Raw genomic sequence first — 25,790 nt, 5'->3', positions numbered from 1 at the left:
AGAGTGTACCGAAAGAGAGATTTCGCGCGAGTTGCCCTGGTGGCATTGGTTATTGTTACCAGTGTGCCGGCGGTGGCTCTGGTGGATTCCCGCGTTCGCTGGTGGGTGTGGGGTGTTGTTCTGCCCGCTGTCGTGTTTCTTTTCTGGCGGCTTTGGCGGATTGCCTTCGTGGAGGATCAAGAGGGGGTGGCAAACCCTGATGAGGTTTTGCGGCGGAGCGACTTCGAGAGATTCCCTCGTGATATCGAGACGATCGGTCATGCGGTTCGCGATCGGCGTTTCCGGTCCGGAAGGTTCGCCAACGGATACAAGAAGGATGAGGTTGATCGATTTTTCGACAACGTGTCGAAATATCTTGATGGCGAGGGGGTGGGTATAGCCGTCTCCGAGATCCGGGGCAAGGAATTCACCTGGGCCGTGAGGAGTTCTGGCTACGATCAGACCGAAGTCATGGATCTCCAGAGAAGGGTGGCGCGCGATCTGGGCCGGATTCTGGGAAACCCGACGGATCGCCGGTAGAGGGTTCCCGGGCCGGGCGCGCCTCCCCGTTCCGTACCCCGGGTGTATCGGGGGAGTGGCCGTGCGGGTGCCGGTGGCTCAGGTGGTGGACGCCTCGATCGCCACCTGGATGATGGTTCTCACCTGGGCGATGATGTCGGCCCGGTTCTGCTCGAAGACCGGGTCGGTCACCGTGCCCGTCCAGGGGCTGATGTTCCCCGCTCCGAAGCGGAGTACCGGTGTGTGGATATGGCCGCCCGGGATGTCGAGGCCGAGGCGGTCGCGGAGCAGGGTGGCGCGGTAGGCGATTTCGTTGGAGAGGTAGTTTCCGCCGCCGCCGAGGCGGGCCTCGGAGCCGGGGGTTGGTCCGTTCGGGCGTACGACCGCTGTGGTGCCGCCCGCCGGGATCTCGGTCACCGAGGTGTTGTCGTAGACGGGGAAGGGGCCGGTGGCCGCCGCCGTGATCGCGCCGTACGGCAGGCTGGTCGTCGTCCACTGCGGCTGGGTCGCCGGGTCCCGCACCGGTACGGGGCCGGTGAACTCCGCGCCCTCGTTGTCGGCAAAGCCGCCGCGCCAGGCGCCGTTGAAGCGCTCCACGTCGATCCGGCCCACCCGGCCCTGGCTGACCGTGGCGAAGAGATCAGCCTGGGCCAGCGGGCGGCGCAGGGTCTTCTCGACCGTGCCGTCGGCGAAGTCCTGCCAGCGGACCGGGAAGACGGCCGCCTTGACCAGGGCCGGCCCCTCGGCGGCCTCGATGACCGTCCCGTCCAGGGCCAGCGCGGTCGCCCCCGACGGATTGCTGATCCGCACATCGGTGTCGAGGGTGAACGGGTCGAAGCCCGTCACCACGATCCTTTTGAGCTTCTTGGCGCTCTTCTTGGTGCTCTTCTTGTCGGCGAACGTCAGCGCGTCCTGGCCTCGCGACGACCGTTCCAGCTTCCCGAGCAGCCGCGTACGGGCCTCCTCGGACAGCGTGAACTCCGGCTGCCACTGCCGCAGTTCCAGGATCATCCCGAGCCGCGCCCAGTACAGCGGACGGTCGTCGTTACGGTTCAGATCGCCCCCGTCGGGACCCCGGCCCTGGGCGCGGTCCACCGCGCGCTTCCACAGCGCGGTGCCGTGCCGCTCGACGGTCCGCGCGGCGGCGGCCGGTGTACGGGCGTCGCGCAGCGCCCCCTCGAACGCGGGCGCCACCGCGTCGAAGCCCGAGCGCCGCAGGATCTCCTGGGGCACGTCCTGGGCGAGGCGCTGTATCTCGACCACGGGGAACGCGGTGAGCTTCACCGTCCGGTCCTCCGCCGACGCCGAAGACTCCGCCGTCTCCGCCGCCGCTGCTGGTGCGGGCGACGCGGTGAAAGTGAGCGCGGTGGCGATGAGGAGCGCCGGGCCGAGCCGCCGCGGCCGTACCCGTAAAGTCCGTTCCCCTGCTCGTTCTTGGCTGTGACGTGTGTGCCGGGTGAGTCGCATGGTGATGGTGTTCCTTCCCTCGACTGGCGGAAGTACTACCCGCGTGATCGCGCCGCTAGCCATGGCGCGGGCGCCGCCGGCCATGGCACACCGCCGAGGCCCTTCACCCCTCCCGGTCCGGCTCCCCCGTCCGCAGCAGCGCCACGAAGTCGCGGAACACCGCCGGCATGTCCACCGACTCCGGGTCCAGCAGCCACTGGTACTGGAGCCCGTCCATCACCGCCGTCAGCAGCGGCGCCGCCCGCTCCGGGGTGAGGCCGCCCGGCAGCCGGTCGCCGAACTCCTCGCGCAGGACACCGGCCATGTCGTCCCGTACCAGCGCGTAGCGGTGGGTGAAGAAGTCCCGCGCCGGGTGGTCCTCCGTCACACTCTCGCCCAGCAGCGCCGAGAACGTCTGCACGATCCCCGGGCGCATCGCGTTGTACTCCACCAGCGACTCCAGCAGCTCCAGCCGCCAGCCCCGCCGGCCGCCGATCCGTCCGCCGCCGATCCGCCCGCCACCCGTGTCCCACTGGTCGCGCTCCTCCAGGACGGCGATCAGCAGCGCCTCCTTGGCGGGGAAGTAGTGGAGCAGCCCCTGCTGGGTGAGGCCGACGCGCTCGGCCACCGCGCTCAGCGTGGTCCCCCGGTAGCCGCGCTCGGCGATGACTTCGAAGGCGGCGCGGAGGATCTCCGCGCGCCGTTCCTCGCTTCTGGCGCGCCCCATCGGACACCTTTCCCTTCGGCGTCGGTTCTCGCCGCTCGAATATCACAAATGAATAACGAACCCTACCGGTACACAGGTGCGAGGATGATTATGTAACCACTCACCTCACCGACGAGGAGGTACGGACGTGGCCGCACCCATCACCCGGGCCGATCGCACCACCCAGACCGACCGCGCGCGCGAAACCGCCGTCGAGGCGGCGCTCGGCACGCTGGAACTGGCGGACAAGGCACGGCTCCTGGCCGGGCAGGACATGTGGTCGCTGCCCGCGCTTCCCGCCATCGGGCTCGGCTCGCTGGTGATGTCGGACGGGCCGATCGGGGTACGGGGGGTGCGCTGGACGGCGGACGACCCGTCGGTCGCGCTGCCGTCCCCGACCGCGCTGGCCGCGAGCTGGGATCCGGAGCTGGCGCGCAGGGCGGGCCGGCTGCTCGCGCAGGAGGCACGCCGCAAGGGGGTGCACGTACTCCTCGCGCCGACCGTCAATCTGCACCGCTCGCCGCTCGGCGGGCGGCACTTCGAGGCGTACAGCGAGGACCCGTACCTCACCGGGGAGATCGGCACGGGGTACGTGCTCGGGGTCCAGGACGGCGGAGTCGGCACGACGGTCAAGCACTTCGTCGCCAACGACGCCGAGACCGACCGCTTCACCGTCGACAACATCGTCGCCCCGCGCCCGCTGCGCGAGCTGTATCTCGCACCCTTCGAGGCCATCGTCAAGAACGCCCACCCGTGGGGCATCATGGCCGCGTACAACCAGGTCAACGGCTCGACCATGACCGAACACCGCTACCTCCAGAACGACATCCTGCGCGGCGAATGGGGCTTCGACGGCTCCATCGTCTCCGACTGGCTCGCCGCCCGCTCCACCGCAGGGGCCCTCCTCGGCGGCCTCGACATCGCGATGCCCGGGCCGCGCACGGTCTACGGCGAGGCACTCGTCGAAGCCGTACGGGCCGGTACGGTGCCCGAGCGGGACGTGGACGAGGCCGTCCGGCGCGTCCTGCTGCTCGCCGCCCGGGCCGGCATCCTCGACGGAGCCCCCGCCGCCGTTCCCGCCGCCGCACTCCCGGCCCCGGTCGACGGCCCCGCGCTCGCCCGCGAGATCGCCCGCCGCTCCTTCGTCCTTGTACGCAACGAGAACGGCACCCTGCCGCTCACCCCGGGCGCGGACACCACCGTCGCGCTCAGCGGCGCCGCCGCCCGCCACGCCCGGATCCTCGGCGGCGGCTCCGCCACCGTCTTCCCCGACCACATCGTCTCCCCGCTCGACGGCCTCGCCGCCGCCCTGCCGCCCGGCGCGCTGACCTACGCGCTCGGCGCCGATCCCAGCGACGAACTCGCCGACGCCGACGAGGGGTTCGAGCTGACCGCCGTCTGCCGCGACGACGCGGGACGGATCCTCGGCACCGCGTCCGTCCCCGGCGGCCGGATCCAGTGGGCCGGCACCGACCTGCCCGACGGCGTCACCCACGACACCCTCCACACCGTCGAACTGACCGGCACCTTCACCCCGCGCGAGAGCGGCGAACACACCTTCGGCACCCGGGGGCTCGGCGGCTTCGCGCTCACCGTCGGCGGCGAGCGGCTCTTCGAGGGCGCGGAGGGCTTCGGCGACGCCTCCGACCCGTTCGAGGCGTTCTTCGGGGCGCCGGTCGAGCGCGCCCGTACCGAACTGACCGAGGGGAAGCCGGTCGAGGTCTCGCTGCTGTACACCGTCCAGCGGATCGCGGACGCCCCGATCGACGCCGTCGCCGTCTCCCTGCTCCACCTCGGCCCGCGCCACGACCCCGACGAGCTGATCGCCGAGGCCGCCGAGGCCGCCCGTACCGCCACCACCGCCGTCGTCGTGGTCGCCACGACGGAGAGCGTCGAGTCCGAGGGCTTCGACCGCACGGACCTGCGCCTCCCCGGCCGCCAGGACGACCTTGTCCGCGCCGTCGCCGCCGCCAACCCGAACACCGTGGTGGTCGTCAACACCGGCTCCCCGGTGGAGCTGCCGTGGCGCGAGGAGGTCGCGGCCGTACTGCTCGGCTGGTTCCCGGGCCAGGAGGGCGGCGCCGCGCTCGCGGACGTCCTGCTCGGCGCGGCCGAACCCGGCGGCCGGCTGCCCACCACCTGGCCGGCCGTCCTGGCCGACGCCCCGGTCTCCGCCACCACCCCGAAGGACGGCGAACTCCACTACGACGAGGGCCTGTTCATCGGCTACCGGGCCTGGGAGCGCTCGGGCACCGCCCCCGCGTACCCCTTCGGCCACGGCCTCGGCTACACCACCTGGGAGTACGAGACGCTCACGGCCACCCCCGAGGAGGCCACGGTACGGCTGCGCAACACCGGCGCCCGCGCGGGCCGCGAGACCGTACAGATCTACCTGGCCGCCCCCAACGACCCCGTCGAACGCCCGGCGTGCTGGCTCGCCGGCTTCGCCCTGGCCGAGGCGGGCCCGGGGGAGAGCGTCGAGGTGCGCGTACCGCTGCGGCGGCGCGCCTTCGAGATCTGGGACGAGAGCGCCGGGGACGGAACCAGCGGGGACGGGACCGCCGGCCGCTGGACGCTCGTCCCGGGCACGTACGAGGTCCGGGCGGGCCGCTCGGTGGCGGACCACCGGCTGACCCACCCGGTGGAAGCGGTCTGAGTCGGCCGCCCTCATACGTACGGCCCCGAGGCGGACCTGACACCGCACCGGGGCCGTATGCCGTACGTCGTAAGTGGTGCGCGGTGTACGGCGGTTCAGCGCGCCGCGAAGCCGTAGACCGTCGTGGAGCGGAACTCCTCGCCCGGCCGCAGCACGGTGCTGGGGAAGCCGGGCCGGTTGGGGGAGTCGGGGAAGTGCTGGGTCTCCAGCGCGATACCGGCCCCCGGGCCGAACGGCCGCCCGTCGAAGTGGTCGCCGGTGTAGAGCTGGAGGCCCGGCTCCGTGGTCGTGACGGTCAGCACGCGCCCCGACACCGGGTCGTACAGCTCGGCGGCGGCCTCCCCTTCGGCGACCTCGTCCAGCACGAAGTTGTGGTCGTACCCGGGCCCCACCACGCGCCGCTCGCGGAAGTCGAAGCGCGTGCCGGCGACCGGCGCCAGCTCCCCGGTCGGCAGCGAGGCCGCGTCGACCGGGGTGATGTGCCCGGCCGCGATCCGCAACTCGTGTGCGGTCGCGGGGCCGTTGGCCACGCCGCCGTCCGCGTCGCGCACACCGCCCAGGTTCCAGTACGTGTGATTGGTGAGATTGAGGTGCGTCGGGGCGTCCGTGACCGCCCGGTAGTCGATCCGCAGCGCGCCGTCCGCCTCCAGCGCGTACGTCGCCGAAAGCTCCACCCGGCCCGGGAACCCCGCCTCGCCGTCCGGGCTGACCAGCGACAGCCGCACCCCGTGGGCGCCGTCCGCCACCGCGTCCCACACCCGCCGGTCGAAGCCGGGGCCGCCGCCGTGCAGCGTGTTGGGGCCCTCGTTGGCCGTCAGGCGGTGCTCCACACCGTCCAGGGTGAAGGCCGCGCCCGCGATCCGGTTCGCGTACCGGCCGATCAGCGCCCCCACGTACGGGCCGCGAGCGGCGGGATAGTCCCCGGCGTCCGCGAAACCGAGCGCCACCTGCGCGGTGACACCGTCCCGGCCGGGGATCTCGACCGACTGCACGACCCCGCCGTACGTCAGTAGCCGTACCCGGGTACCGGCCCGCTCCAGGGTCCAGCGGTGGATGGGCGTACCCTCGGCAGTCGCGCCAACGCGTTCCGTGTTCATGACAGTCACGATCAAGAATTTTACGCCGGAGGCCGGGCCGCCGTGACATTGCGGTAGGCGATGTCCGCCAGCTCGCCCTGCCCGTCCTTGCTGGGATGGAACCAGTCCCAGTGGCTCAGCTGCTTGCCGGTGAACCGGTAGTCGAAGACCGCGCCGCCGTCGTACCGGCAGCGCGCGTCCTTCGCGCACACCTCCGACAGCACGCCGTTGTACGCCACGACCCGGTCGTACACCGTCTCGCGCCGTTTTTGCGCCTCCGCGCTCATGTCCTGCGCGTCCCCGAGCATCGAGGCGCACAGCCCCAGCTTCCAGATCTGCCGGCCCAGCGGATTGCCGCGCCCGGTGGACCAGAGCCGCTTGAGGTCAGGCACGCTCGACACGTACACCTGCGCCTTGGGCGCTTCCGCGCGCAACGTCCGCACGGCGGACTCGAAGGACGTACGGAAGGCGGCGACCGACGTCATCTGCTCGGGGGTGTCGCGGCAGGCGTCGTTCGCGCCCGCCATGACGGTGACCAGCTCGGGCTTCTCGCGCGCGGCCCGCTCCATCTGATCGGCGAGATCGGCCATCCGGGAACCGGTCACGGCGTGGTTCCAGCTCTTCTCCGCCGCCGAGGGCGCGCCGAGGAGCCGGTAGGCGAGGCTGCGTACGTCCTCGTCCGAACCGGTCGCCCAGGACACCTCCGGGCAGTCCGCGAGCACCGCGCAGGCGTCGAAGCCGCGCGTGATGGAGTCGCCGACGGCCGCCACCGAGGCGGGACTGCGGTTCCAGACGGGCATGGCGGGAACCCGCTTCACCTCCGGCCCTGGCGGGGTGGAGCCGCCGGAGCCGCAGCCGGCGAGGACGCCGGTGAGGGCGCCGGTGAGGGCGGCGGCGGTGGCGGTGGCGCGCAGGGCCGCGCGCAGAGGTGCGGCCCGGGGCGGGGGCCGGAGCGTGGTCCGGGGCGGGGGCCGGAGCGTGGTCCGGGTCGTGGACTGGGTCGTGGTCCGGGGCGTGGGCCGGGGTGTCTCGGGTCGTGGTGATGTCCGCATCCTGACTCCCTCTGACTCCCTCCTCCGGGCCGTACGGACATCCCGTCCGGCCCTCTCGGGCATCCGGCGGCGCCCTGCCGAGTGAAAGCTTCGCGGATATCCGCCCCCGGACCGACCGTACGTCACCGTAGGTCCCCCGCCGCACGATAGCTTTTCCCACGTCCGCACCAGAGACACCCGATCATCGGCTCCGGTAAATTTCCTCACGTCACTTACTGTCCCTTTTGCGGAGTTTCACTCCCGATGCTGTTTACTGAGGCGCTGGGAAAGGCGAACCTCGTCCCACACTGGAGGTCCCGGTGACGACACGTGGAGTTCTGTACGTGCACTCCGCACCGCGCGCGATGTGCCCGCACGTCGAATGGGCGGTGGCGGGCGTGCTCGGCGTGCGGGTCCAGCTCGACTGGATCCGGCAGCCGGCCTCGCCGGGCACCTGGAGAGCGGAGGTCTCCTGGAAGGGCCGGGCCGGCACCGCCTCCAAGCTGGCCTCCGCCCTGCGCGGCTGGCAGATGCTGCGCTTCGAGGTGACCGCGGAACCGTGCCCGACCGCCGAGGGCGAGCGCTACAGCGCCACCCCGGACCTGGGCATCTTCCATGCCGTCACGGGCATGCACGGCGACATCCTGATCCCGGAGGACCGGCTGCGCGCCGCCCTCGTCCGCTCCCAGCGGGGCGAGACGCAGCTGGAGGCGGAGGTCGCGAAGCTGCTCGGCAAGCCGTGGGACGACGAACTGGAGCCGTTCCGGTACGCGGGCGAGGGCGCGCCGGTGCGGTGGCTGCACCAGGTGGTGTAACGGCGGGCGCGGGCGGTTGCCGTCGCCGCGTCATACGCTGGTGATCATGACTGATCAAGCGATGACCGGCCGCCCCGCCGTGGCGGTCCTCGGCACCGGCATCATGGGCGCCGCGATGGCCCGTAACCTCTGCCGCGCCGGACACGACGTCCGCGTCTGGAACCGCAGCCCGGCCAAGGCCGAACCGCTGGCCGCGGAGGGCGCCACGGTCGCCACGACGCCCGCGGAGGCGGTGCGCGGCGCCGATGTGATCCTCACCATGCTGTACGACGGCCCGGCCGCGCTGGCGGCCATGACGGCCGCCGCGCCGGGTCTGCGACGCGGCGCGATCTGGCTCCAGTCGACGACGACGGGCGTCGAGGCGATCGCCCCGCTGGCCGAACTGGCGCACCGCGAGGGCCTGGCCTTCGTCGACGCGCCCGTCCTCGGCACCCGGGCCCCGGCGGAGAGCGGACAGCTCCTGATCCTCGCGGCGGGCCCGGCGGCGGTACGCGCCCCGCTCGCCTCCGTACTCGACGCGGTCGGCTCCCGTACGGTCTGGCTGTCCGACGACGGCGCGACGGGCGCGGCGAGCCGGCTGAAGCTCGTCTGCAACAGCTGGGTGCTGGCCCTCACCAACGGCGCCGCCGAGGCCCTGGCCCTGGCCAAGGGCCTGGACGTCGACCCCCGCCACTTCCTGGAGGCGGTCGCGGGCGGCCCCCTGGACTGCGGCTACCTACAGGCGAAGTCCACGGCCATCCTCGACGGCGACTACACCCCGAGCTTCACGGTCACCACCGCCGCGAAGGACGCCGCCCTCATCGCCGCGGCCGGCACGGCGTCCGGCGTCCGCCTCGACCTCGCCGCCGCGGGCGCGGAACGCTTCCGCCGGGCGGAGGCGTGGGGGCATGGCGAGCAGGACATGGTGGCGACGTACTTCGCGAGCTTCGACGAGTGACGCGTGGCGGCTGCGCCCGGGCGCTCAGGAGTAGTCGACGTCTTCCCCGTCTGGGGCCTCGTAGCAGGCGGAGACGACGTTGACGACCAGCCTGGGCTTTCCGTCGTCGCCCTCGCCCTGCTTCCAGAACTCGACGTTGAGACCGAACTTCTTCGCTGCGTGATCCGCCGTCAACTCAAGAGTTCTGTCACGGCTCGAATTGGGGCCGTACTGGACGATTCTCCATCCCGCGCCCGGGAGTTCGTCCTTGAGGCGAAACATGGCTTTCCCCAGCTCCTCTTCGGAGGATCCCGTAATACTCCACGGGTGGTAGACGGTGAAGAGCTGCCCCGGGGCCGCTCCTTCACATGTGGTCACGCCTGGGCCAGGCTCGGAGACTCTACCTTTCACCGCGATGATGTCGAGGATCTGGCTGGAGGTTTTCTCAGCAGCCGACTTCACATCGTCCACGGCCCGCGTTCCTTCGGGCTTGGGACTGTTCATGGCGCATCCAGTGAGTGTGAGAGACAGTGTCGCACTGAGCAGTGCGCCGACACGGGGCCTGTTCATTTGAGTTTCACCTTGCCGTAGGCGCCTGCGACAACAGCCGCCTGGTTCTTCAGGCTTACCGAGCCCGGATTCCAGTAGTCGCTGTGCCCTGACGTGTCCGTCCGCATCTGATTCGCGCCGAACAGTTCGTCGTCAGGCGTGATGCCTCTGATCGTTTGCCTGCCGGACGCGTAGCCGTCCGGGCCCGCCGTACGGACGGTGTCGACGTCTTGCGTTCCGCCGTGGCCCCAACTACCGACCGGCGGTACGAGATCCCACGAGGCGGCCTCGTTCCAGACGTGGCCCTCCGGGACGTCCAGATCCGTCGCCTTTCCCACCTGAACGCCGGGGCTGCCCGCAAGCACCACATCGTCGGCGTTGAGGTCCCCCTGCCGCGCGGCCGAGCCGATGAGTGTGGTGCCGTAGGAGTGGCCGATGACGGTGTGATGGCCGCCGGACCCGCTGGTATTGGTGGCGTGGAGGCCGTCCACGAATTTGTTGAGGTCCGGCGCGCCGTCGTCGGCGAAGTGGCTGTCCGGCGAATTCAGGACGATGTTCTGCGGTGCGTCATATCCGAGCCATGTGACTGTCGAGACATCTCCGGTAGTCATGGAGTTCGCCTCCCGCCATACTCGGGTCATCCGGCTGATATCTCCCTCGATGCCGCCGAGGTTTGCCGTTGTCCCTGGCACGTACACGGCTGTGTGATCCGCGGTGTCGGGGTTTCCGTTGGCGATGATCGCCCGGCCGGTGCCTTCCGGACTGAAACCCAGCAGATACGCCTCGGGCATACCTTTGACCCCGGTCTGGTCGAAGCGCTTCTGAATGGAATCCATTCCCCTGAGAGAGGATTCCAGATGCTCCTTCCGGTCCTTGTACATGTCGCGCCACGCGAGCCATTCGTCCGAGTACGCCACCACATCGGGACCCAGCCTTCTGAACTTGTTCGTCGGCTCCGGCGGAATCGCGTCCAGTTCCCGTCGGTACCGGCCGCGCTGCTCCGCCAGCACCGTGCGGTTCGCCTCGTCGCGGATGTCCGACGGGAGGCCGTCCAGCGCGCCGATGCGGTCGGGGTGGAGGGCGAGGTAGGTGGACTGGTCCTCCGAGGTGAGGGAGTGCCACCAGGACGCGTTGGCGTCGGGGGTGGCGTTCTTCGGGGGGTCCGGGAGGTCCCTCAGGTACGGCGAGGCGACACCGCGGACGGCGGCCATGTCGTCCGCGGCGTCCGCCATGTCCGCCGCAGAGACCGTCAGGTCGTCGTCGGCCTCCAGGCGGCGCAGGTGCGGGGCCCACTTCTGGTCCACGGCGGTGGCTTCGCGGAGGGCTTCGGCGATGCGGTCCGCGCAGTCCTGGGCGTGCGCGAAGTTCGGGTTGGGGTCGAAACGGGCCGCCTGGCGGTTGAGCGCGCGGGCCGGATCGGTGGTGGTGCCGGTCGCCGTGCCGCCCCTGGGGAGCCGGCCGTCGACCTCCTCACCCCCGGCCGGATAGCCGACCGAACCGTCGGGGCCGACCGTGAACCTCCGGGCCACGGCGTCCGCGACGGCCGCGTCCAGTTTCCGCTTCGCCGGGAGCACATCCGCCGCGAAGGCCCGCAGCGCCGTGGTGACCAGGCCGCACGCGATCTGGATGTAGTGGAAGTCCCGCTTCAGCTCGCCCAGTTCGCGCAGCGCCGCCTCCGCCGCCTCGCCCGTCAGCGACGCGCGCATCGTCGCCGCGATGCCGTTCTCGACCTCGTCCTTGGTCCGGGAGGCCATCGTGACGGCCGCCTGATAGCCGCCCGCCGCGTCCTCGTACGCCGAGGGCCTGAGAGATGTGAGCGTGGTGAAGTCCATCGCGCCGGGTCACCTGCTCCCGTCGTGGCCGCCGAGGGCGGGCGTGTCCTCGTACGCGCCCCGCAGCTGTTCGAAGCTCCGCCCGATGGCCTTGTCGTCGCCGTGCAGCTCGCCGCCCGCGCGCTTCAACTGCTCCGTGATGGCCGCGCACCGGGCCGAGACCTTCGCCAGGTACGCGTGCCAGGACCGGTGTAGCTGTGCCTGGGCGTGGGCCACCGCGCACTCCACCCCCGCGTCGTTCCCCGCCCCCAGGCTCTCCTGGCCCTTGTCCAGTTCGCCCCGGGCCTTGGCGATTCCCGCGCCGAGGAGGCCGACCTCGTTGCCCGCGGCCGTCCACGCGGACCTCGTCGATCTCACCTCTCCGGAGCCGCTCCTGGCCGCCGCGTCCTGCTTCAGTTGGTTCCACTCCGTGTCAAATGCCGTCATACGTTCGTCCGTCCGCGTCGTACAACACCGTTCGCGGTGGCAACGAATGAGAGGGCACGGGCGAAACGGAACGGGACGATCACGCCTTGGTATCGTCCCGGCCCGGGACAGAGACGTGACGTGGGGAAAGGGTGGTAACGGGTGGCGGTGCGGGTGGTGGTCGCTGATGACCAGGCGCTGTCGCGCGGCAGTTTCCGGGTGCTGGTGGACAGTGCGCCGGGGCTGGAGACCGTCGGGGAGGCGGCCGGCGGCGAGCAGGCGGTGGAGGTGGTCCGGCGGGAGCGGGCCGATGTTCACCCAGGCGCTGCCGGCGCCGTGGGACGCACGGGTCAGCTCCGTCCTGCCGGGCGCGCTTCCGGGCAGCTCGCGGGTACCGGCAGCGCGTACACGGTCTGTGGCGCGGTGCTGTCACCGGCGTTCGCAGCGCTGGTGCCGTGTCCGTACGCGACCGTACCGGTGGTATACGCGACGGTCCGGATCGGGCGGCGGGACGCCTGAGGATACCGGGGCGCGGGTACGGATGCGGGCGCGCGCGGGTACGGACGCGGCTACGGCGAAGGCGCCCGGCCGGGGAGATCTCCCCTGCGCCGGGCGCCTTCGTGCGAGCTACGTGTGATCAGGTGGCCTTCAGACCGTGCGCAGCGCCAGCACCACGTTGTGGCCGCCGAAGCCGAACGAGTTGTTGATCGCCGCGATCGTGCCGCCCGGCAGCTCCCGGGCGTCGCCGCGCACGATGTCCGCGTCGACCTCGGGGTCGAGGTGGTCGATGTTGATCGTCGGCGGCGCCACGCGGTGGTACAGCGCGAGGGTCGTCGCGACGGTCTCGATGCCGCCCGCGCCGCCCAGCAGATGGCCGGTCATCGACTTCGTCGCGGAGATCGCGACATGGTCGAGCTCGTCGCCCAGGACCCGGCGCAGCGCCTTGATCTCGGCCAGGTCGCCCTGCGGGGTGGACGTCGCGTGCGCGTTGAGGTGCACGACCTCGGAGGGCTTGAGGTCCGACGAGTCCAGCAGGTTCTGCATGGCCTTCGCGATGCCCCGGCCCGTCGGCTCGGGCTGCGCGATGTGGTGGGCGTCGGACGACAGGCCCTGGCCCAGTACCTCGCAGTAGACGCGCGCGCCGCGCTTCGCCGCGTGCTCGGCGGACTCCAGGACGACGACGCCCGAGCCCTCGCCGATGACGAAGCCGTCACGGCCCGTGTCGTACGGGCGGGAGGCCTCGGTGGGGTGCTCGTTGTTCTTGGACATCGCCATCATGTTGGCGAACGCCGCCATGGGCAGCGGGTGGATGGCCGCCTCCGTACCGCCGGCGACGACGACATCGGCGCGGCCGGTGCGGATCATCTCCACGGCGTAGCCGACGGCCTCGGCGCCCGACGCGCAGGCGGAGACCGGGGTGTGCACGCCCGCCCGGGCGCCCACCTCCAGGCTGACGTTGGCCGAGGGGCTGTTCGGCATCAGCATCGGCACGGTGTGCGGGGAGACCCGGCGCTCACCGCGCTCCTTGAGCACGTCGTACTGGTCGAGCAGGGTGGTGACGCCGCCGATGCCGGAGGCGATCACCGTCCCGAGCCGGTCGGGGTCGACCGACGCGTCCTCGCCGGCGCGCGCGGTGAAGCCCGCGTCGGCCCACGCCTCACGGGCCGCGATCAGCGCGAACTGCGCCGAGCGGTCCAGCTTGCGGGCGAGCGGACGGGGCAGGACATCGCCCGGGTCGACGGCGGCGGTGGCGGCGATACGTACCGGCAGGTTCGCGAAACGCTCGCCCTCCAGGGGGCGTACCCCGGAGCGGCCCGCCAGCAGACCTTCCCAGGTCGATGCGGTGTCGCCACCCAGCGGTGTGGTTGCGCCGATACCGGTGACGACCACGGTGCGATTGGTCGGGCTCACTGGAATTCTTTCTCCACGTGTAGAGGGTGCTGAATTTACGGCGCCACCACCGGGTGGCGTCAGCCGCGGTGTCGGGTCAGGACTGGTGCTTGGCGATGTAGTCGGCGGCGTCGCCGACCGTCTTCAGGTTCTTGACGTCGTCGTCCGGGATCTTGACCTCGAAGCGCTCTTCGGCGGCGACGACGACCTCGACCATGGACAGCGAGTCGACGTCCAGGTCGTCGGTGAAGGACTTGTCCAGCTTGACGTCCTCGACCGGGATGCCGGCGATCTCGTTCACGATCTCGCCGAGACCGGCGACGATCTCTTCCTGGGTGAAGGCCATGATGGCGCTCCTTTGTATCGCAGAGGGATGAAACGGGTACAGCGGGTGAAACGGGGAACAGCAGCGGTAACTCCCCGGATCCCGAGGAGGGATCCGGTTGTGGTGCGCCTAGGGGAGGGTAACGACCATCGCGGCGTAGACGAGACCCGCCCCGAAGCCGATGACGAGCGCGGTGTCACCGCTCTTCGCCTGTCCGGTCGCCAGGAGCCGCTCCATCGCGAGCGGGATCGAGGCGGCCGAGGTGTTGCCGGTGGTCTCGATGTCACGCGCCACCGTGACGCTGTCCGGCAGCTTCAGAGTCTTCACCATCGAGTCGATGATCCGCATATTGGCCTGGTGCGGAATGAAGACATCCAGCTCTTCCGAGGTGATTCCGGCCGCGTCCAGCGCCTGCTGCGCGACCTTCGCCATCTCGAAGACGGCCCAGCGGAAGACCGCCTGGCCCTCCTGCGTGATGGCCGGAAACTTCTCCGGCCGGCCCTCACGGTAGTCGTCCCACGGCACGGTCTGCTTGATCGTGTCCGACTTGTCGCCCTCGGAGCCCCAGACCGTGGGGCCGATCATCGGCTCCTTCGCCGGTCCGACGATCACGGCGCCGGCGCCGTCACCGAACAGGAAGGCCGTCGCGCGGTCCTCCAGGTCGGTCAGGTCGGAGAGCCGCTCCACGCCGATGACCAGCACATACTCCGCCGAGCCGTCCACGACCATGCCCTTGGCCAGGGTCAGGCCGTAGCCGAATCCGGCGCAGGCCGCGGAGATGTCGAACGCGGCGGGACGGCCCGCGCCGATCCTGTCCGCGATCTCCGTGGCGATGGCCGGAGTCTGCTTGAAGTGCGAGACCGTGGAGACGATCACGCCACCGATCTGCGCGGGCGTGATCCCCGCGTCCGCGATCGCCTTGCCGGCCGCCTCGACGGACATCGAGGCGACGGTCTCCTCGGGGGAGGCCCAGTGACGGCTGGCGATACCGGAGCGGGAGCGGATCCACTCGTCCGACGAATCGATCGTTTCGAGGATCACCTCGTTCGGCACGACCCGGGTCGGGCGGTAGCCGCCCACACCCATGATCCGCGCGTACGGGGCGCCCTGGCTGGGCTTGATCTTCGACATGCTCTCGGGCTCCTATTCAGCCGTGGAGGAGTGTTCGGCGATCAGCGCGCGTGCCGCGTCGAGGTCGTCGGGGGTCTTCAGCGCCAGGGTCGACACCCCGGGCAGGGCGCGCTTGGCGATACCGGTCAGGGTGCCGCCGGGGCAGAGCTCCAGCAGCGCCGTCACGCCCCGCGCCCGGAACGTCTCCATGCACAGGTCCCAGCGCACCGGGTTGGCGACCTGCCCGACCAGCCGCGCCACCACATCCGCGCCGGTGGCGACGGTCTCCCCGTCGCGGTTCGACACGTACGGCAGCAGCGGATCCGCGGGCGTCAGCGGCGAGGCCGCCGCTTCGAGAGCGGCCACCGCGGGCGCCATGTGGCTCGTGTGGAACGCCCCGGCGACCTTCAGCGCGACCACGCGCCGTACGCCCTCCGGCTTGTCCTCCGCCAGCGCCGCCAGCTGCTCCAGGGTGCCCGCGGCCACGATCTGCCCGGCGCCGTTCACATTCGCCGGCGTCAGACCGAGCTTCTCCAGATGCGCGAGCGTGGTCTCCGGGTCGCCGCCGAGCAGCGCCGACATCCCGGTCTTCGTGACGGCGGCGGCCTCGGCCATCGCCAGTCCGCGCGCCCGGACGAGCAGCAGCGCGGCGTCGTCGTCCAGCACCCCGGCGAGCGCCGTCGCGGCCAGCTCGCCGACGCTGTGGCCCGCCGTCGCGCCCACGGCCCGTACGACGTCGTCCGTCGTCGGGAAGAGCTGACGCGCCGACAGCAGCGCGGCGGCCACCAGCAGCGGCTGGGCGACCGCGGTGTCCCGGATCTCGTCCGCGTCGGCCTTCGTGCCGTAGTGGACCAGATCCAGGTCGATGGCGGCCGACCACGCGCGCAGCCGGGCTTCGGCGCCGGGCAGATCGAGCCAGGGAGTCAGGAAGCCGGGCGTCTGAGCGCCTTGGCCGGGAGCGACGAGTACGAGCACTCTCACACTCTCTCTTGGGGACGGTCCTCACCGCCCGTGGGGACAGGAACGAAGAACCGTGAGGGTAATTGTTGGAGTACGACAAAAGTCTAGGACCGTGGGGCACCGTCGGCCAAGCGCCCCAGGATCAGCGCGATCCGCAGTGTGAACGCCGACCTGACGTCGGACGGTGACCATCCGGTGACGTCAGTCACACGTCGTAGCCGGTAGCGGACGGTATTGGGATGGACGAAGAGCATTCGTGCCGCGCCCTCCAGACTGCTGGCCTGCTCCAGATACACACTCAGCGTCTCGAGCAGCGCCGACCCGGCCTCCTCCAGCGGTCTGTAGATCTCCTCCACCAACTGCTCGCGCGCCGCCGGATCGGAGGCGATCGCGCGCTCCGGCAGCAGATCGTCCGCCAGCACCGGCCGGGGCGCGTCCTGCCAGGCGAAACACGCCTTCAGCCCGGCCGCCGCCGCCTGTGCGGACTTCGTCGCCGCCAGCAGGTCGGGCACCACGGGGCCCGCCACCACGGCGCCCGCCGCGTACGGGCCGATCAGCGCCTTGGCGACCTGGAGCGGATCGTCGCTGCCACCGGCGATCACCACCAGCCGGTTGCCCAGCACCCCCGTCAGCACCTGCACCTTCGCGTGCCGCGAGGCCCGGCGGATCGCCTCCACCGTCAGCTCGCTGTCACCGTCCGGCGCCGTCCCGAGCACCACACAGACATGCGTGGGGGAGTTCCAGCCGAGCGCCGCCGCCCGGGAGATCGTGCCCTCGTCGGCCTCCCCGGAGAGCACCGCGTTGACCACGAGCGACTCCAGCCGGGCGTCCCACGCCCCGCGCGCCTCGGCGGCCTGCGCGTACACCTGGGCCGTCGCGAAGGCGATCTCCCGCGCGTAGACGAGCAGCGCCTCGCGCAGCACCGACTCGTCGCCGGGCGCCGCGATCTCGTGGACCGCCGCCTCCATGACCTCGATCGACGTCCGCACCATCTCCACGGTCTGGCGCAGCGTGATCGCCCGCGTCAGCTCGCGCGGCGCGGTGCCGAACACATCGGTGGAGATGGCCTGCGGGGTCTCCGGATGCCGGAACCACTCGGTGAACGCGGCGATCCCGGCCTGGGCGACCAGCCCGATCCACGAACGGTTCTCCGGGGGCATCGCCCGGTACCAGGGCAGCGTCGCGTCCATGCGCGCGATGGCGTCCGCGGCGAGCCGTCCCGAGGACCGTTCCAGCCGCCGCAGCGTCGCGGGATGCGGGTGCGGATGGAGCGGGTGGGCGGGTGGCTTATGCGGTTCGTTCGAGGGTTCTGGCACGTGACAAGACTGCCTCATCCCGACGGGCGGGTGCGGGCCCGGGGCGCCGGTGCGGCGGTGATTCCCGTACGGTACGCGGGCGGGTCTCGTACGGTACGCAGGTGATTCTCGTGACGCGCGCGGCCGACCGGTACCCCGGAGGCAACCCGGCGGAGGGCATCGAGTCCCGGCACGCCTTCTCCTTCGGGCGGTTCTACGACCCGGACAACCTGCGCTTCGGCGCGCTCCTGGCCTGCAACGAGGAGCGGCTCGCGGCGGGCGCGGGCTTCGCCGAACACCCGCACAGCAACACCGAGATCGTCACCTGGGTCGTCGAGGGCGAGCTGACCCACCGCGACTCGGCCGGGCACGCGACGGTCGTCCGCGCGGGCGACGTCCAGCGGCTCGGCTCGGCCGCCGGCGTACGGCACGTGGAGCGCAACGACGGCCAACACCCGCTGGTCTTCGTACAGATGTGGCTCGCTCCGCGGGAGCCGGGCGGCGAGCCCGCGTACGAGGTCGTCCGCTCCCTCGCGGACACCACGCCGTACGCCCTCCCGGCGGCGGGCGCGCTGCTCCACGTACGGCGGCCGGCGGCCGGTGAGCGTGTGGCGGTGCCGGGGGCGCGGTTCGTGTACGCGCATGTGGTGCGCGGCGCGGTCCGTATCGAAGGGGTGCGTACCGAAGGGGTACGTGCCGAAGGCGCCGCCGGTCCGCTCGGCCCCGGCGACTCGCTCCGCCCCGGCGACTCTGCGCGCGTCACCGACGAGGAAGGGCTTGAACTCGTCGCGGAGGCGTCGTCCGAGGTGCTGCTCTGGGAGATGGCGGACTGACGGCCGTTACCCCCGGGCCCCCGCCAGCTCCGCCAGCACCGCGTCCGTGAACGGCGGCCACGCCTCGACGGCCCACGGCCCGAACGCCCGGTCCGCCAGCGCGACACACGCCGCGCCCGCCTCCGGGTCGACCCACAGGAACGTACCGGACTGGCCGAAGTGCCCGAACGTGTGCGGCGAGGAGGCGGCGCCCGTCCAGTGCGGGGACTTGGCGTCGCGGATCTCGAAGCCGAGGCCCCAGTCGTTGTTCTTCTGGAACCCGTAGCCGGGCAGCACCCCGGAGAGCCCCGGGTGGACGACCGTCATCGCCTCCAGCACCGTACGCGGGTCGAGCAGCCGGGGAGTCTGGAGCTCGGCGGCGAACCTGACCAGGTCGTCGACCGTCGACACCCCGTCCTTCGCGGGCGACCCGCCCTCGGCCAGCGCGGTCGAGACCATGCCCAGCGGCTCGAACACCGCCTCGCGCAGATAGTCGGCGAACGGTATCCCGGTGACCTTCGCGAGGTGCTCGCCGAGGACCTCGAACCCGGCGTTCGAGTAGAGCCGCCGGGTCCCGGGCTCGCCCGCTGTCCGGTGCTCGTCGAAGGCCAGCCCGCTGGTGTGCGCGAGCAGATGCCGTACGGTCGCCCCCGCGGGACCGGCCGGCTCGTCCAGCTCGACGGCCCCCTCCTCGTACGCCACGAGCACGGCGTACGCGGTGAGCGGCTTGGTCACCGAGGCCAGCGGAAACCGCCGCGAGGTGGGGCCGTACGCCCCGGCGACGGTGCCGTCCGCGCGGACGACGGCGGCAGCGGCGGCCGGTACCGGCCAGTTCTCGATCATCGCCAGGCTCTGCATGAGGATGAGCCTAATTCTTTCCGCTTGCTTCGAGTGCACTCGAAGCATCTAGCGTGGACACCATGACGCTGACCGAGATCAGTTCACCTCCCACGGACCGCGTTCAGTCCTGTTCCGCCGCGCCGTCCAGGCACCCCCGTGCCGACGGCGCCGACCACTACACGATCAGCGAGGTCGCCGCCCTCACCGGCCTCACCGCGCACACCCTGCGCTGGTACGAGCGCATCGGGCTGATGCCGCACGTCGACCGGTCGCACACCGGCCAGCGCCGCTTCCGCAACGCGGACCTCGACTGGCTCGACTTCGTCACCAAGCTGAGACTGACGGGGATGCCGGTCGCGGACATGGTCCGTTACGCCGAGCTCGTCCGGGAGGGCGAGGAGACGTTCGAGGAGCGGCGGGAGCTGCTCGCGCGGACGCGGCGCGACGTCCTCCACCGGATCGCCGAGCTGCGCGACACCGTCGCCGTGCTCGACCACAAGATCAGTTACTACGCGGACGCCGGCCATCCGGCGGAGAGGGCCTGAACGATCATGAACCAGACGAGCGACACCAGCGGCACGAACCACACGAGCGAGAAGATCCCGGCCGTGCTCCTCGGCACCGGGGGCCCCGAGGTCGGTGTCCAGGGCATCGGCTGCATGGGCATGAGCGCGTGGTACGGCCCCACCGACGCCGACGAGGCGCGCGCCACCCTGGAGCGCGCCCTGGAGCTGGGTGTCACGCTGTTCGACACGGCGGACGTGTACGGCGACGGCGAGAACGAGAAGTTCATCGCGCCGTTCGTCCGGGCGCACCGCGACGAGGTCGTCGTCGCCACCAAGTTCGCGCTGACCGTCGACGAGGACGACCCCACCAAGCGGGTCATCCGCAACGACCGCCCCTACATCCGCCAGTGCGTCGAGGCCAGCCTTGCCCGCCTCGGCGTGGACGAGATCGACCTCTACTACATGCACCGGCGCGATGTGCGCGTCCCCATCGAGGAGACCGTCGGCGCCATGGCCGAGCTGGTGGCCGAGGGCAAGGTCAAGTACCTGGGCCTCAGCGAGGTCACCGGCGGCGAACTGCGCGCCGCGCAGGGCGTGCACCCGATCGCGGCCGTGCAGTCCGAGTGGTCGCTGTTCAGCCGCGACCTAGAGGCCGGTGTCGTCCCGGCCGCCGCCGAACTCGGGGTCGCGCTCGTGCCGTACTCCCCGCTCGGCCGCGGCTTTCTGACCGGCGCGTTCGTCCACGCCGACCGGGAGCTGAGCGCGGACGACTTCCGGCGCCAGCAGCCCCGCTTCACCGGCGACAACGCCGCCGCGAACGCCGCGCTGCTCGAACCCGTACGGAAGATCGCCGAGGGCCGGAACGCCACGCTCGGCCAGGTCGCGCTGGCCTGGGTGCAGCAGCAGGCGGCGGTGCACCGGCTGACCGTCGTACCGATCCCGGGGACGCGCAAGCGCTCCCGCGTCGAGGAGAACGCGGCGGCGACACGGCTCATCCTCACCGAGAGCGAACTGGCGCTGCTGGAGCCGATCGCGGGTCAGGTGGCGGGCGGCCGGTACGCGGACATGACGTTCACCTCGGCGAGCCGCGAGTAGGACGGCGGGTGCCGGTGGTGACGTACACGCGGGTACGTCACCACCGGCACCCACCCCGTTCACCCCAGCACCCACCCCGTTCACTCCACCACCGGCACACCCACCCCGTTCACCCCAGCACATACACCGCGAACCCCGCCGCCAGCAGCCCCGCCACCGCGCGGCGGGCGCGCGCCGTCGTGGTCCCCGTCCGCCACGGGCCGTCGAAGCCGCGCGCGTACCGTCCGACGAGGACCAGCAGCGCCGCGAAGAGCGGCAGCCAGCACAGCCGGGCCAGGATCCACCCCACCGAGTCGGGCGCGGCGACCAGGCCCGGGACCGTACCGCTCACCAGCGAGGCGGGTACGGCCGCCGCCAGCATCGCGGTCTGGTGCCAGCACAGGATCGTCATCGCCGACAGGTTGACCACGACGACCGGCGCCCACACCCGGGGCCGCCGCAGCAGCCTCCCGATCCGGTCCCGCAGCAGGACGGCGGCACCGCTCTGCGTGGCGGCCAGGGCCAGCACCAGCAGGGACGGCGGGTGCGAGTTGGTACGGAGCTCCCCGGGGACGCCGACCATCGACGCCGGATAGCCGAAGCCGGCCAGCAGCACGGCGAACAGCAGCGCGCCGCCGCCCAGCAGCGTCCACGCCGCGCGCCGGTCCACCCGGCCCTCGCCCCACACCACCCCGAGCTGGTACGCGAAGAGCCAGCCCGGCAGGATGTTCAGCACGCTCAGCCAGCCGGGCATCGCCCCGGCGTACGGCCCGTACCGCAGGAAGTCCACCACGGCGACGCTCACCACCAGCGGCGCCACCGCCCACACCCCCAGCCGCCGCGCGGCGCGCACGCAGTACGGGGTCAGCGCGGTCACCACCGCGTACACGCCGACGAACCACAGCGGCTGGATCACCAGCGTCGACGCCGTACGCAGGGTGGTGCCGGGCACCCCGAGCACCGACAGCACCGGAAGCAGCACCGCCCAGACGGCGCACACGCCGAGCACCGGCCTGCCCAGCCGCACCAGCCGCTGCCGCAGCCAGCCGCCCGTGGAGGCCGCGCGACGGTACGAGAGGACCGACGCGTACCCGCCGACCAGGAAGAACACCCCGAGCATCTGGAGCACCCAGCTCACCGGCGCGAAGCTGCCGAAGGTGCTCAGCGGGCTCGCGTTGTGCAGCGCGCCCGCGCCGTCCGCGGTGAAGCCGCCGAGCAGCCAGTGCCCGGTGGGCACGGCGAGCAGGGCCAGGGCGCGCAGACCGTCGAGGGCGCGGTCGCGGTCCACGGGGGTACGCGCCTCGATCCGCTCGGCGAACGCGGTCACTTCACCTTTTGAGGTGGTCATCGCGCGTCCCCCTCCGCGATGGCGGCGAACGCGCGCAGCGAGTCGGTGCCGGGGACGAAGTAACCGGTGTGGCCGTCCGCGTGTTCGGCGGGCACACGGCGCGCGCCGAAGCCCGCACCGGCCGGATCAGGACCGTGGCCGAGACCGGCGAACTCCACGTGCGGGACCTTGGAGATCCAGTCGGAGGAGTCCTTGGCGGCCCAGACCCGCGCGGTCGTCCGCAGCGCGCGCACACTGTCCGCGCGCATCCCGGGGGACCCGAACACCACGATGTCCGAGGCGTTCACCTCATGGGCGGCGAGCCCGCACACCACCGAGCCGTAGCTGTGGCAGAACAGCGCCGGCTTCGGAGCCCCCACCGCCGCGAGCCCGCGCGTGAAGCGGGCCAGCCGCGTGGCACCCGCCGAGGCGAGATCGCCGGTGGCCGCGTCGATCCCCACCCCGACCGGCGTCGTATAACCGGTCCAGGCGATCACGGCGGTACGGTCCCCGGTCGCGTCCCGCAGCGCGCCGGCCATCCCGGCAGGTGTGCCGTACGGATCCTTCGTACGGTCGAAACTGCCCGCGTCGATGTCGGAGCCCGGCACGATCACGGCCACCTCGCGGGCGGCGGTCAGGTCCCCGTACACCTCGGCGACCTGCCCCCGCCCCCGGGGATCGAAGGCGAGGATCCGGCGGCCCGGCGAGGCGAGCCGGTCGTAGCGGGGGTTGTGCTCGGCCCGTACGGCACGGGCGTTGGCGGCGTACCGGAGGGTGACGGGCGCGCCGTCGAGATTGCCGACGACCAGCGGATGTCGCCGTACCAGCGCAGCGGTCTGACGCTCCGTCAGCCCGGCGAAGAAGGCGGCCACCGCGCGCGGCGAGGCGGTGGCGGGGTCGGGCAGGGTCCGGCCCAGCGAGGTATCGGCGCGCCAGGCGGCCGTCCCGGGCGGCGGCCCCGTCACCGCCTGCTGCGAGGTGCCCGACGCCCAGCCCGCAGTCCCCGCGACCACGACGGTCGCCAGCGCGGCGGCGACCAGGGTCCTTCCGTAGCGGCGCATATCCGTCTTCTCCCTCGTCTCGCCCGGTGCGACGGCGAGAAAGATAGGAAGACGGCATACGACGGGTCGTCACTCCAGGGAGCCAACTGCCGCGTCATACCAGGGCGCTACAGGGGTGACACGGATCGGTCAGGCCGGTGCGTCCCCGGGCGTGACGAGCCCGGACTCGTACGCGAAGATCACCACTTGCGCGCGGTCGCGCAGCCCGAGCTTGGCCAGGACGCGGCCGATATGGGTCTTCACGGTCTGCTCGGCGACCACGAGCCGGTCGGCTATCTCCTGGTTGGACAGGCCCCGGGCGATCAGTTCGAGCACCTCGGTCTCCCGGGGAGTCAGCCCGCGCAGCCGCTGCGAGCGCTCCCGGCGCGGTACGGGCCGCTGCTGGGCGAAGTCCGCGATCAGCCGCCGCGTCACGGACGGCGCGAGCAGCGCCTCGCCGCTCGCCACGATCCGTACCGCCGCGATCAGATCCGCCGGGGGCGCGTCCTTGAGCAGAAACCCGGAGGCTCCGGCGCGCAGCGCCTCGTACACGTAGTCGTCGACGTCGAAGGTCGTCAGCATCAGCACCTTCGGGAGATGGACCACCCCGGGCGGCGGGCTCAGCAGCTCGCGGGCCGCCGCCAGCCCGTCCATCTCCGGCATCCGTACGTCCATCAGCACCACGTCCGGATGGACGGAGCGGCTGACCTCCACCCCCCGCCGCCCGTCCGGAGCCTCACCGACCACATCGATATCGGCCTGCGCCGACAGGAGCGCGGCGAACCCCGCGCGCACCATGGCCTGGTCGTCGACGATGATCACGCGGATGGTCAAGGAGCGTCCTTCAGTGTGGCGGGGTCGATGGACTCGGCGGGCTCGGTGAGCGGCAGCCGCGCGGCGACCCGGAAGCCGCCGTCGGGCAGCGGCCCGGTGTCCAGCGTGCCGCCCGTCAACCGTACGCGCTCCCGCATCCCCACCAGCCCATGGCCGGTCCCCGCGCTCTCCACCAGCGAACTGCGCCCGGCGGCGGGCCCGTTGACGATCAGCACGGTCAGCCAGCCGTGCTGCGCGAGCACCGACACCAGAGTCCGCGCGCCGGCCGCGTGCCGCACCACATTGGCCAGCGCCTCCTGCACGATGCGGTACGCGGACAGATCCACGGCGGGCGGTACGGGCCCCAGCCCGGCGGGCAGCGACAGCTCGGCCGGCACCCCGGCCCGTACCGTCGCCTCCACCAGCTGCTGCACCCGGTCGAGCCCCGGCTGCGGGGTCCGCTCCCCGTCGGCGCCGTCGCTGCGGAGGACGGCGAGCAGCCGCCGCATCTCGGTCAGCGACTCCCGCGCGCTCGCCGCGATGGTGGCGAACTCCTCCCGGGCCGCGGGCGGCAGCCCCTCGATCCGGTACGGCGCGGAGTCCGCCTGCACGGTGATCACCGACATGTGGTGCGCCACGACGTCATGCAGCTCCCGCGCGATCCGGGTGCGCTCCTCCAGCAGCGTCCGCCGCGCCCGCTCGGCCTCGCTGATGGTCTCCTGCTCGGCCAGCCTGCGCTGCGCGTCGCCGCGTTCGCGCAGGGCGGCGGCGACGACGAGGAACGCCCCGCTGAGGACGGTCATCAGCATGTGCGTACCGCTGCTGTTACTGCTGCCGCTGCCGCCTGGCTGCCCGATGACCTCGAAGAACGCCCCGGCGAAGCCGGTGGCGAGCCACACGGCGACCAGCGTACGGCGCGATTCGCGCAGCCCCAGGCAGACCATCAGCACCAGGTAGCCGACGATCACCGCCGGCGTCCACGGCCAGGGCCGCTCCGCGACGCCCGCCGCGCTCTGCAACAGGAGGCCGCCGACGACATCGGAGGCGAAGATGATCCACCACGCCTGGAGCGGCCGGGTCACGGCGAGCACCAACGGCGCGGCCTGCGTGATCGCCAACGCCCCGGCCCACCCGCCGCCGAGCCGGTACTCCTCGGTGAGCGTGGTGGCGGTGACGGGCAGCAGCACGACGGCGAACACCAAGGTCACCGCGTACGGAGCAAGCCGCTGCCACCGCCGGGACGCGTGCGCGAGCAGCGGCTCGGTGGAATCGGCGGGGGTCCGCAGGGCGTCGAGGAGAAGCCGCAGCGTGGCGAGAGCCTTGGCGAGCGGCCTGGCGGCGGCGGTGGGGAGAGGAGTCATGACCTGGCCCAGCGTAGGTAGCGGGGGCGGCGGGCGCGTCATACCGGGGACCGGAGGGCGGGGTCATACCCAGGTATGACTTTGCGCCTCCCGGCGAGGGGCCGTGGCCTGTTTTGGGCTCGGCCCGGTGCGGGCCTGCGGGTGCTGGCCGGGGGCAAGGGTCTGTTCGGGCTGGGCCCGGTGGCGAGGTGCGGTTGTTGCCGGGTGCGGGGTCGCCTCTCGGCGAGGGGCCGTGGGTTGTCCTGGGCGGGGCCCGGTGCGCGCCTGCGGGTGGCGGCCGGGGGCCGGGGTCCGTCTTGGGCTCGGCCCGGTTCGTACGTGCGGGTTGTCGCCGGGGTCCCCTCCGGGGGCACGTGCCCGGACTGCACGATTTACGCCGCGTGGCGGGCCGGACGGTACGCGCGGGTTTCGTTCAGCGGCACAAATCGCGCTTTACGTCCGGACACATACCCCCTGCGGTGCCCCCTTCCCCGGCCCGTCACGGACCCGCCGGGGCTCGGCCCGGGA

Annotated in this window: 24 protein-coding genes and 1 pseudogene; 8 read left to right on the top strand and 17 right to left on the bottom strand. The window is 71.9% G+C overall.

Translation table 11 applies throughout. From position 1 onward, the window contains the following. The first annotated feature begins 3 nt into the window (after positions 1-3). Positions 4-519: a DivIVA domain-containing protein gene (locus AB0389_RS27360; RefSeq protein ID WP_366398156.1), complete on the top strand. Its 516-nt coding sequence runs from the start codon at positions 4-6 to the stop codon at positions 517-519. 78 nt (positions 520-597) lie between these two features. Here AB0389_RS27360 and AB0389_RS27355 read toward each other — a convergent pair whose 3' ends face one another. Next, complete coding sequence (locus AB0389_RS27355; RefSeq protein ID WP_366398155.1) at positions 598-1,965, bottom strand: pyroglutamyl peptidase; 1,368 nt, start codon at positions 1,963-1,965, stop codon at positions 598-600. A gap of 103 nt (positions 1,966-2,068) precedes the next feature. Next, the gene (locus tag AB0389_RS27350) at positions 2,069-2,671 is read right to left on the bottom strand and encodes a TetR/AcrR family transcriptional regulator (protein WP_366398154.1); all 603 of its coding nucleotides are present in this window, start codon (positions 2,669-2,671) and stop codon (positions 2,069-2,071) included. Positions 2,672-2,798: 127 nt separating this feature from the next. Between AB0389_RS27350 and AB0389_RS27345 the strand changes: the two genes are divergently transcribed. After that, a complete protein-coding gene (locus AB0389_RS27345) occupies positions 2,799-5,306 on the top strand; it encodes a glycoside hydrolase family 3 C-terminal domain-containing protein (RefSeq protein ID WP_366398153.1) in 2,508 nt (835 codons plus the stop codon). Positions 5,307-5,401: 95 nt separating this feature from the next. Here AB0389_RS27345 and AB0389_RS27340 read toward each other — a convergent pair whose 3' ends face one another. Then, positions 5,402-6,403 carry an aldose epimerase family protein gene (locus AB0389_RS27340; protein ID WP_366398152.1) on the bottom strand — a complete coding sequence of 334 codons (1,002 nt, stop codon included), beginning with the start codon at positions 6,401-6,403 and terminating at the stop codon, positions 5,402-5,404. A 20-nt stretch (positions 6,404-6,423) separates the two neighbouring features. Continuing rightward, entirely contained in the window at positions 6,424-7,434 is a 1,011-nt protein-coding gene (locus tag AB0389_RS27335; protein WP_366398151.1) for an SGNH/GDSL hydrolase family protein, read from the bottom strand. Positions 7,435-7,733: 299 nt separating this feature from the next. On the opposite strand from AB0389_RS27335, the gene AB0389_RS27330 reads away from it, so the two are divergent. Together AB0389_RS27330 and AB0389_RS27325 are read left to right on the top strand one after the other, a co-directional pair. Next, entirely contained in the window at positions 7,734-8,228 is a 495-nt protein-coding gene (locus tag AB0389_RS27330; RefSeq protein WP_366398150.1) for a DUF3145 domain-containing protein, read from the top strand. A 61-nt stretch (positions 8,229-8,289) separates the two neighbouring features. Beyond that, positions 8,290-9,165 carry an NAD(P)-dependent oxidoreductase gene (locus AB0389_RS27325; protein ID WP_366398206.1) on the top strand — a complete coding sequence of 292 codons (876 nt, stop codon included), beginning with the start codon at positions 8,290-8,292 and terminating at the stop codon, positions 9,163-9,165. A gap of 24 nt (positions 9,166-9,189) precedes the next feature. On the opposite strand, the gene AB0389_RS27320 is transcribed toward AB0389_RS27325, so the two are convergent. From AB0389_RS27320 to AB0389_RS27310, 3 genes are all read right to left on the bottom strand, one after another. Further along, positions 9,190-9,615, bottom strand: a complete 426-nt coding sequence (locus tag AB0389_RS27320; RefSeq protein ID WP_366398149.1) for a hypothetical protein — start codon at positions 9,613-9,615, stop codon at positions 9,190-9,192. Positions 9,616-9,710: 95 nt separating this feature from the next. Then, positions 9,711-11,525, bottom strand: a complete 1,815-nt coding sequence (locus AB0389_RS27315) for an alpha/beta hydrolase (protein ID WP_366398148.1) — start codon at positions 11,523-11,525, stop codon at positions 9,711-9,713. A gap of 9 nt (positions 11,526-11,534) precedes the next feature. After that, positions 11,535-11,951: a hypothetical protein gene (locus AB0389_RS27310; RefSeq protein WP_366398147.1), complete on the bottom strand. Its 417-nt coding sequence runs from the start codon at positions 11,949-11,951 to the stop codon at positions 11,535-11,537. A gap of 141 nt (positions 11,952-12,092) precedes the next feature. Between AB0389_RS27310 and AB0389_RS27305 the strand changes: the two are divergent. Then, positions 12,093-12,245 (top strand): annotated as a pseudogene (locus AB0389_RS27305) (DNA-binding response regulator); the annotation flags it as partial. A 333-nt stretch (positions 12,246-12,578) separates the two neighbouring features. On the opposite strand, the gene fabF reads toward AB0389_RS27305, so the two are convergent. The 5 genes from fabF to AB0389_RS27280 form a co-directional block, all read right to left on the bottom strand. Further along, a complete protein-coding gene (gene fabF / locus AB0389_RS27300; protein ID WP_366398146.1) occupies positions 12,579-13,841 on the bottom strand; it encodes a beta-ketoacyl-ACP synthase II in 1,263 nt (420 codons plus the stop codon). A gap of 76 nt (positions 13,842-13,917) precedes the next feature. Beyond that, the gene (locus AB0389_RS27295) at positions 13,918-14,166 is read right to left on the bottom strand and encodes an acyl carrier protein (protein ID WP_366398145.1); all 249 of its coding nucleotides are present in this window, start codon (positions 14,164-14,166) and stop codon (positions 13,918-13,920) included. A gap of 108 nt (positions 14,167-14,274) precedes the next feature. Continuing rightward, the gene (locus AB0389_RS27290) at positions 14,275-15,276 is read right to left on the bottom strand and encodes a ketoacyl-ACP synthase III (protein WP_366398144.1); all 1,002 of its coding nucleotides are present in this window, start codon (positions 15,274-15,276) and stop codon (positions 14,275-14,277) included. A gap of 12 nt (positions 15,277-15,288) precedes the next feature. Next, positions 15,289-16,230 (bottom strand): ACP S-malonyltransferase, encoded by a 942-nt coding sequence (locus AB0389_RS27285; protein WP_366398143.1) that lies wholly within the window; start codon positions 16,228-16,230, stop codon positions 15,289-15,291. 89 nt (positions 16,231-16,319) lie between these two features. Continuing rightward, complete coding sequence (locus tag AB0389_RS27280) at positions 16,320-17,531, bottom strand: helix-turn-helix domain-containing protein (protein WP_366398142.1); 1,212 nt, start codon at positions 17,529-17,531, stop codon at positions 16,320-16,322. Between the two features lie 101 nt (positions 17,532-17,632). Here AB0389_RS27280 and AB0389_RS27275 point away from each other — a divergent pair, with 101 nt between their 5' ends. Continuing rightward, positions 17,633-18,343 (top strand): pirin family protein, encoded by a 711-nt coding sequence (locus tag AB0389_RS27275; protein WP_366398141.1) that lies wholly within the window; start codon positions 17,633-17,635, stop codon positions 18,341-18,343. Positions 18,344-18,349: 6 nt separating this feature from the next. On the opposite strand, the gene AB0389_RS27270 is transcribed toward AB0389_RS27275, so the two are convergent. Next, a complete protein-coding gene (locus tag AB0389_RS27270) occupies positions 18,350-19,180 on the bottom strand; it encodes a serine hydrolase domain-containing protein (protein WP_366398140.1) in 831 nt (276 codons plus the stop codon). Between the two features lie 62 nt (positions 19,181-19,242). On the opposite strand from AB0389_RS27270, the gene AB0389_RS27265 reads away from it, so the two are divergent. Together AB0389_RS27265 and AB0389_RS27260 are read left to right on the top strand one after the other, a co-directional pair. Then, entirely contained in the window at positions 19,243-19,707 is a 465-nt protein-coding gene (locus AB0389_RS27265) for a MerR family transcriptional regulator (RefSeq protein ID WP_366398139.1), read from the top strand. A gap of 6 nt (positions 19,708-19,713) precedes the next feature. Then, positions 19,714-20,763, top strand: a complete 1,050-nt coding sequence (locus tag AB0389_RS27260) for an aldo/keto reductase (RefSeq protein ID WP_366398138.1) — start codon at positions 19,714-19,716, stop codon at positions 20,761-20,763. 109 nt (positions 20,764-20,872) lie between these two features. Here the strand turns inward: AB0389_RS27260 and AB0389_RS27255 are convergent, their stop codons facing one another. The 4 genes from AB0389_RS27255 to AB0389_RS27240 all read right to left on the bottom strand — a co-directional run bounded on the left by AB0389_RS27255 (position 20,873) and on the right by AB0389_RS27240 (position 25,283). Then, on the bottom strand, positions 20,873-22,090 hold the full coding sequence (locus AB0389_RS27255; RefSeq protein ID WP_366398137.1) for an acyltransferase: 1,218 nt from the start codon (positions 22,088-22,090) through the stop codon (positions 20,873-20,875). Then, positions 22,087-23,130, bottom strand: a complete 1,044-nt coding sequence (locus tag AB0389_RS27250; RefSeq protein ID WP_366398136.1) for an alpha/beta hydrolase — start codon at positions 23,128-23,130, stop codon at positions 22,087-22,089. The genes AB0389_RS27255 and AB0389_RS27250 overlap by 4 nt, the downstream gene beginning before the upstream one ends. A 129-nt stretch (positions 23,131-23,259) precedes the next feature. Further along, positions 23,260-23,943, bottom strand: coding sequence for a response regulator transcription factor (locus tag AB0389_RS27245; protein ID WP_366398135.1), 684 nt, complete (start codon positions 23,941-23,943; stop codon positions 23,260-23,262). After that, positions 23,940-25,283: a sensor histidine kinase gene (locus AB0389_RS27240; RefSeq protein ID WP_366398134.1), complete on the bottom strand. Its 1,344-nt coding sequence runs from the start codon at positions 25,281-25,283 to the stop codon at positions 23,940-23,942. The genes AB0389_RS27245 and AB0389_RS27240 overlap by 4 nt, the downstream gene beginning before the upstream one ends. Positions 25,284-25,790 lie beyond the last annotated feature (507 nt).

The organism is Streptomyces sp. NPDC093109 (genome assembly GCF_040701725.1).
Classification (GTDB): domain Bacteria; phylum Actinomycetota; class Actinomycetes; order Streptomycetales; family Streptomycetaceae; genus Streptomyces.
This window is presented reverse-complemented; position numbering and strand designations above follow the sequence as displayed.

Bases quoted from the DNA above. Each gene is read 5' to 3' on its own strand.
- AB0389_RS27355 (WP_366398155.1), bottom strand. From the start codon at position 1,965: ATGCGACTCACCCGGCACACACGTCACAGCCAAGAACGAGCAGGGGAA.
- AB0389_RS27350 (WP_366398154.1), bottom strand. From the start codon at position 2,671: ATGGGGCGCGCCAGAAGCGAGGAACGGCGCGCGGAGATCCTCCGCGCC.
- AB0389_RS27340 (WP_366398152.1), bottom strand. From the start codon at position 6,403: ATGAACACGGAACGCGTTGGCGCGACTGCCGAGGGTACGCCCATCCAC.
- AB0389_RS27335 (WP_366398151.1), bottom strand. From the start codon at position 7,434: ATGCGGACATCACCACGACCCGAGACACCCCGGCCCACGCCCCGGACC.
- AB0389_RS27325 (WP_366398206.1), top strand. From the start codon at position 8,290: ATGACCGGCCGCCCCGCCGTGGCGGTCCTCGGCACCGGCATCATGGGC.
- AB0389_RS27315 (WP_366398148.1), bottom strand. From the start codon at position 11,525: ATGGACTTCACCACGCTCACATCTCTCAGGCCCTCGGCGTACGAGGAC.
- AB0389_RS27310 (WP_366398147.1), bottom strand. From the start codon at position 11,951: ATGACGGCATTTGACACGGAGTGGAACCAACTGAAGCAGGACGCGGCG.
- AB0389_RS27295 (WP_366398145.1), bottom strand. From the start codon at position 14,166: ATGGCCTTCACCCAGGAAGAGATCGTCGCCGGTCTCGGCGAGATCGTG.
- AB0389_RS27290 (WP_366398144.1), bottom strand. From the start codon at position 15,276: ATGTCGAAGATCAAGCCCAGCCAGGGCGCCCCGTACGCGCGGATCATG.
- AB0389_RS27270 (WP_366398140.1), bottom strand. From the start codon at position 19,180: ATGCAGAGCCTGGCGATGATCGAGAACTGGCCGGTACCGGCCGCCGCT.
- AB0389_RS27265 (WP_366398139.1), top strand. From the start codon at position 19,243: ATGACGCTGACCGAGATCAGTTCACCTCCCACGGACCGCGTTCAGTCC.
- AB0389_RS27260 (WP_366398138.1), top strand. From the start codon at position 19,714: ATGAACCAGACGAGCGACACCAGCGGCACGAACCACACGAGCGAGAAG.
- AB0389_RS27255 (WP_366398137.1), bottom strand. From the start codon at position 22,090: ATGACCACCTCAAAAGGTGAAGTGACCGCGTTCGCCGAGCGGATCGAG.
- AB0389_RS27250 (WP_366398136.1), bottom strand. From the start codon at position 23,130: ATGCGCCGCTACGGAAGGACCCTGGTCGCCGCCGCGCTGGCGACCGTC.
- AB0389_RS27240 (WP_366398134.1), bottom strand. From the start codon at position 25,283: ATGACTCCTCTCCCCACCGCCGCCGCCAGGCCGCTCGCCAAGGCTCTC.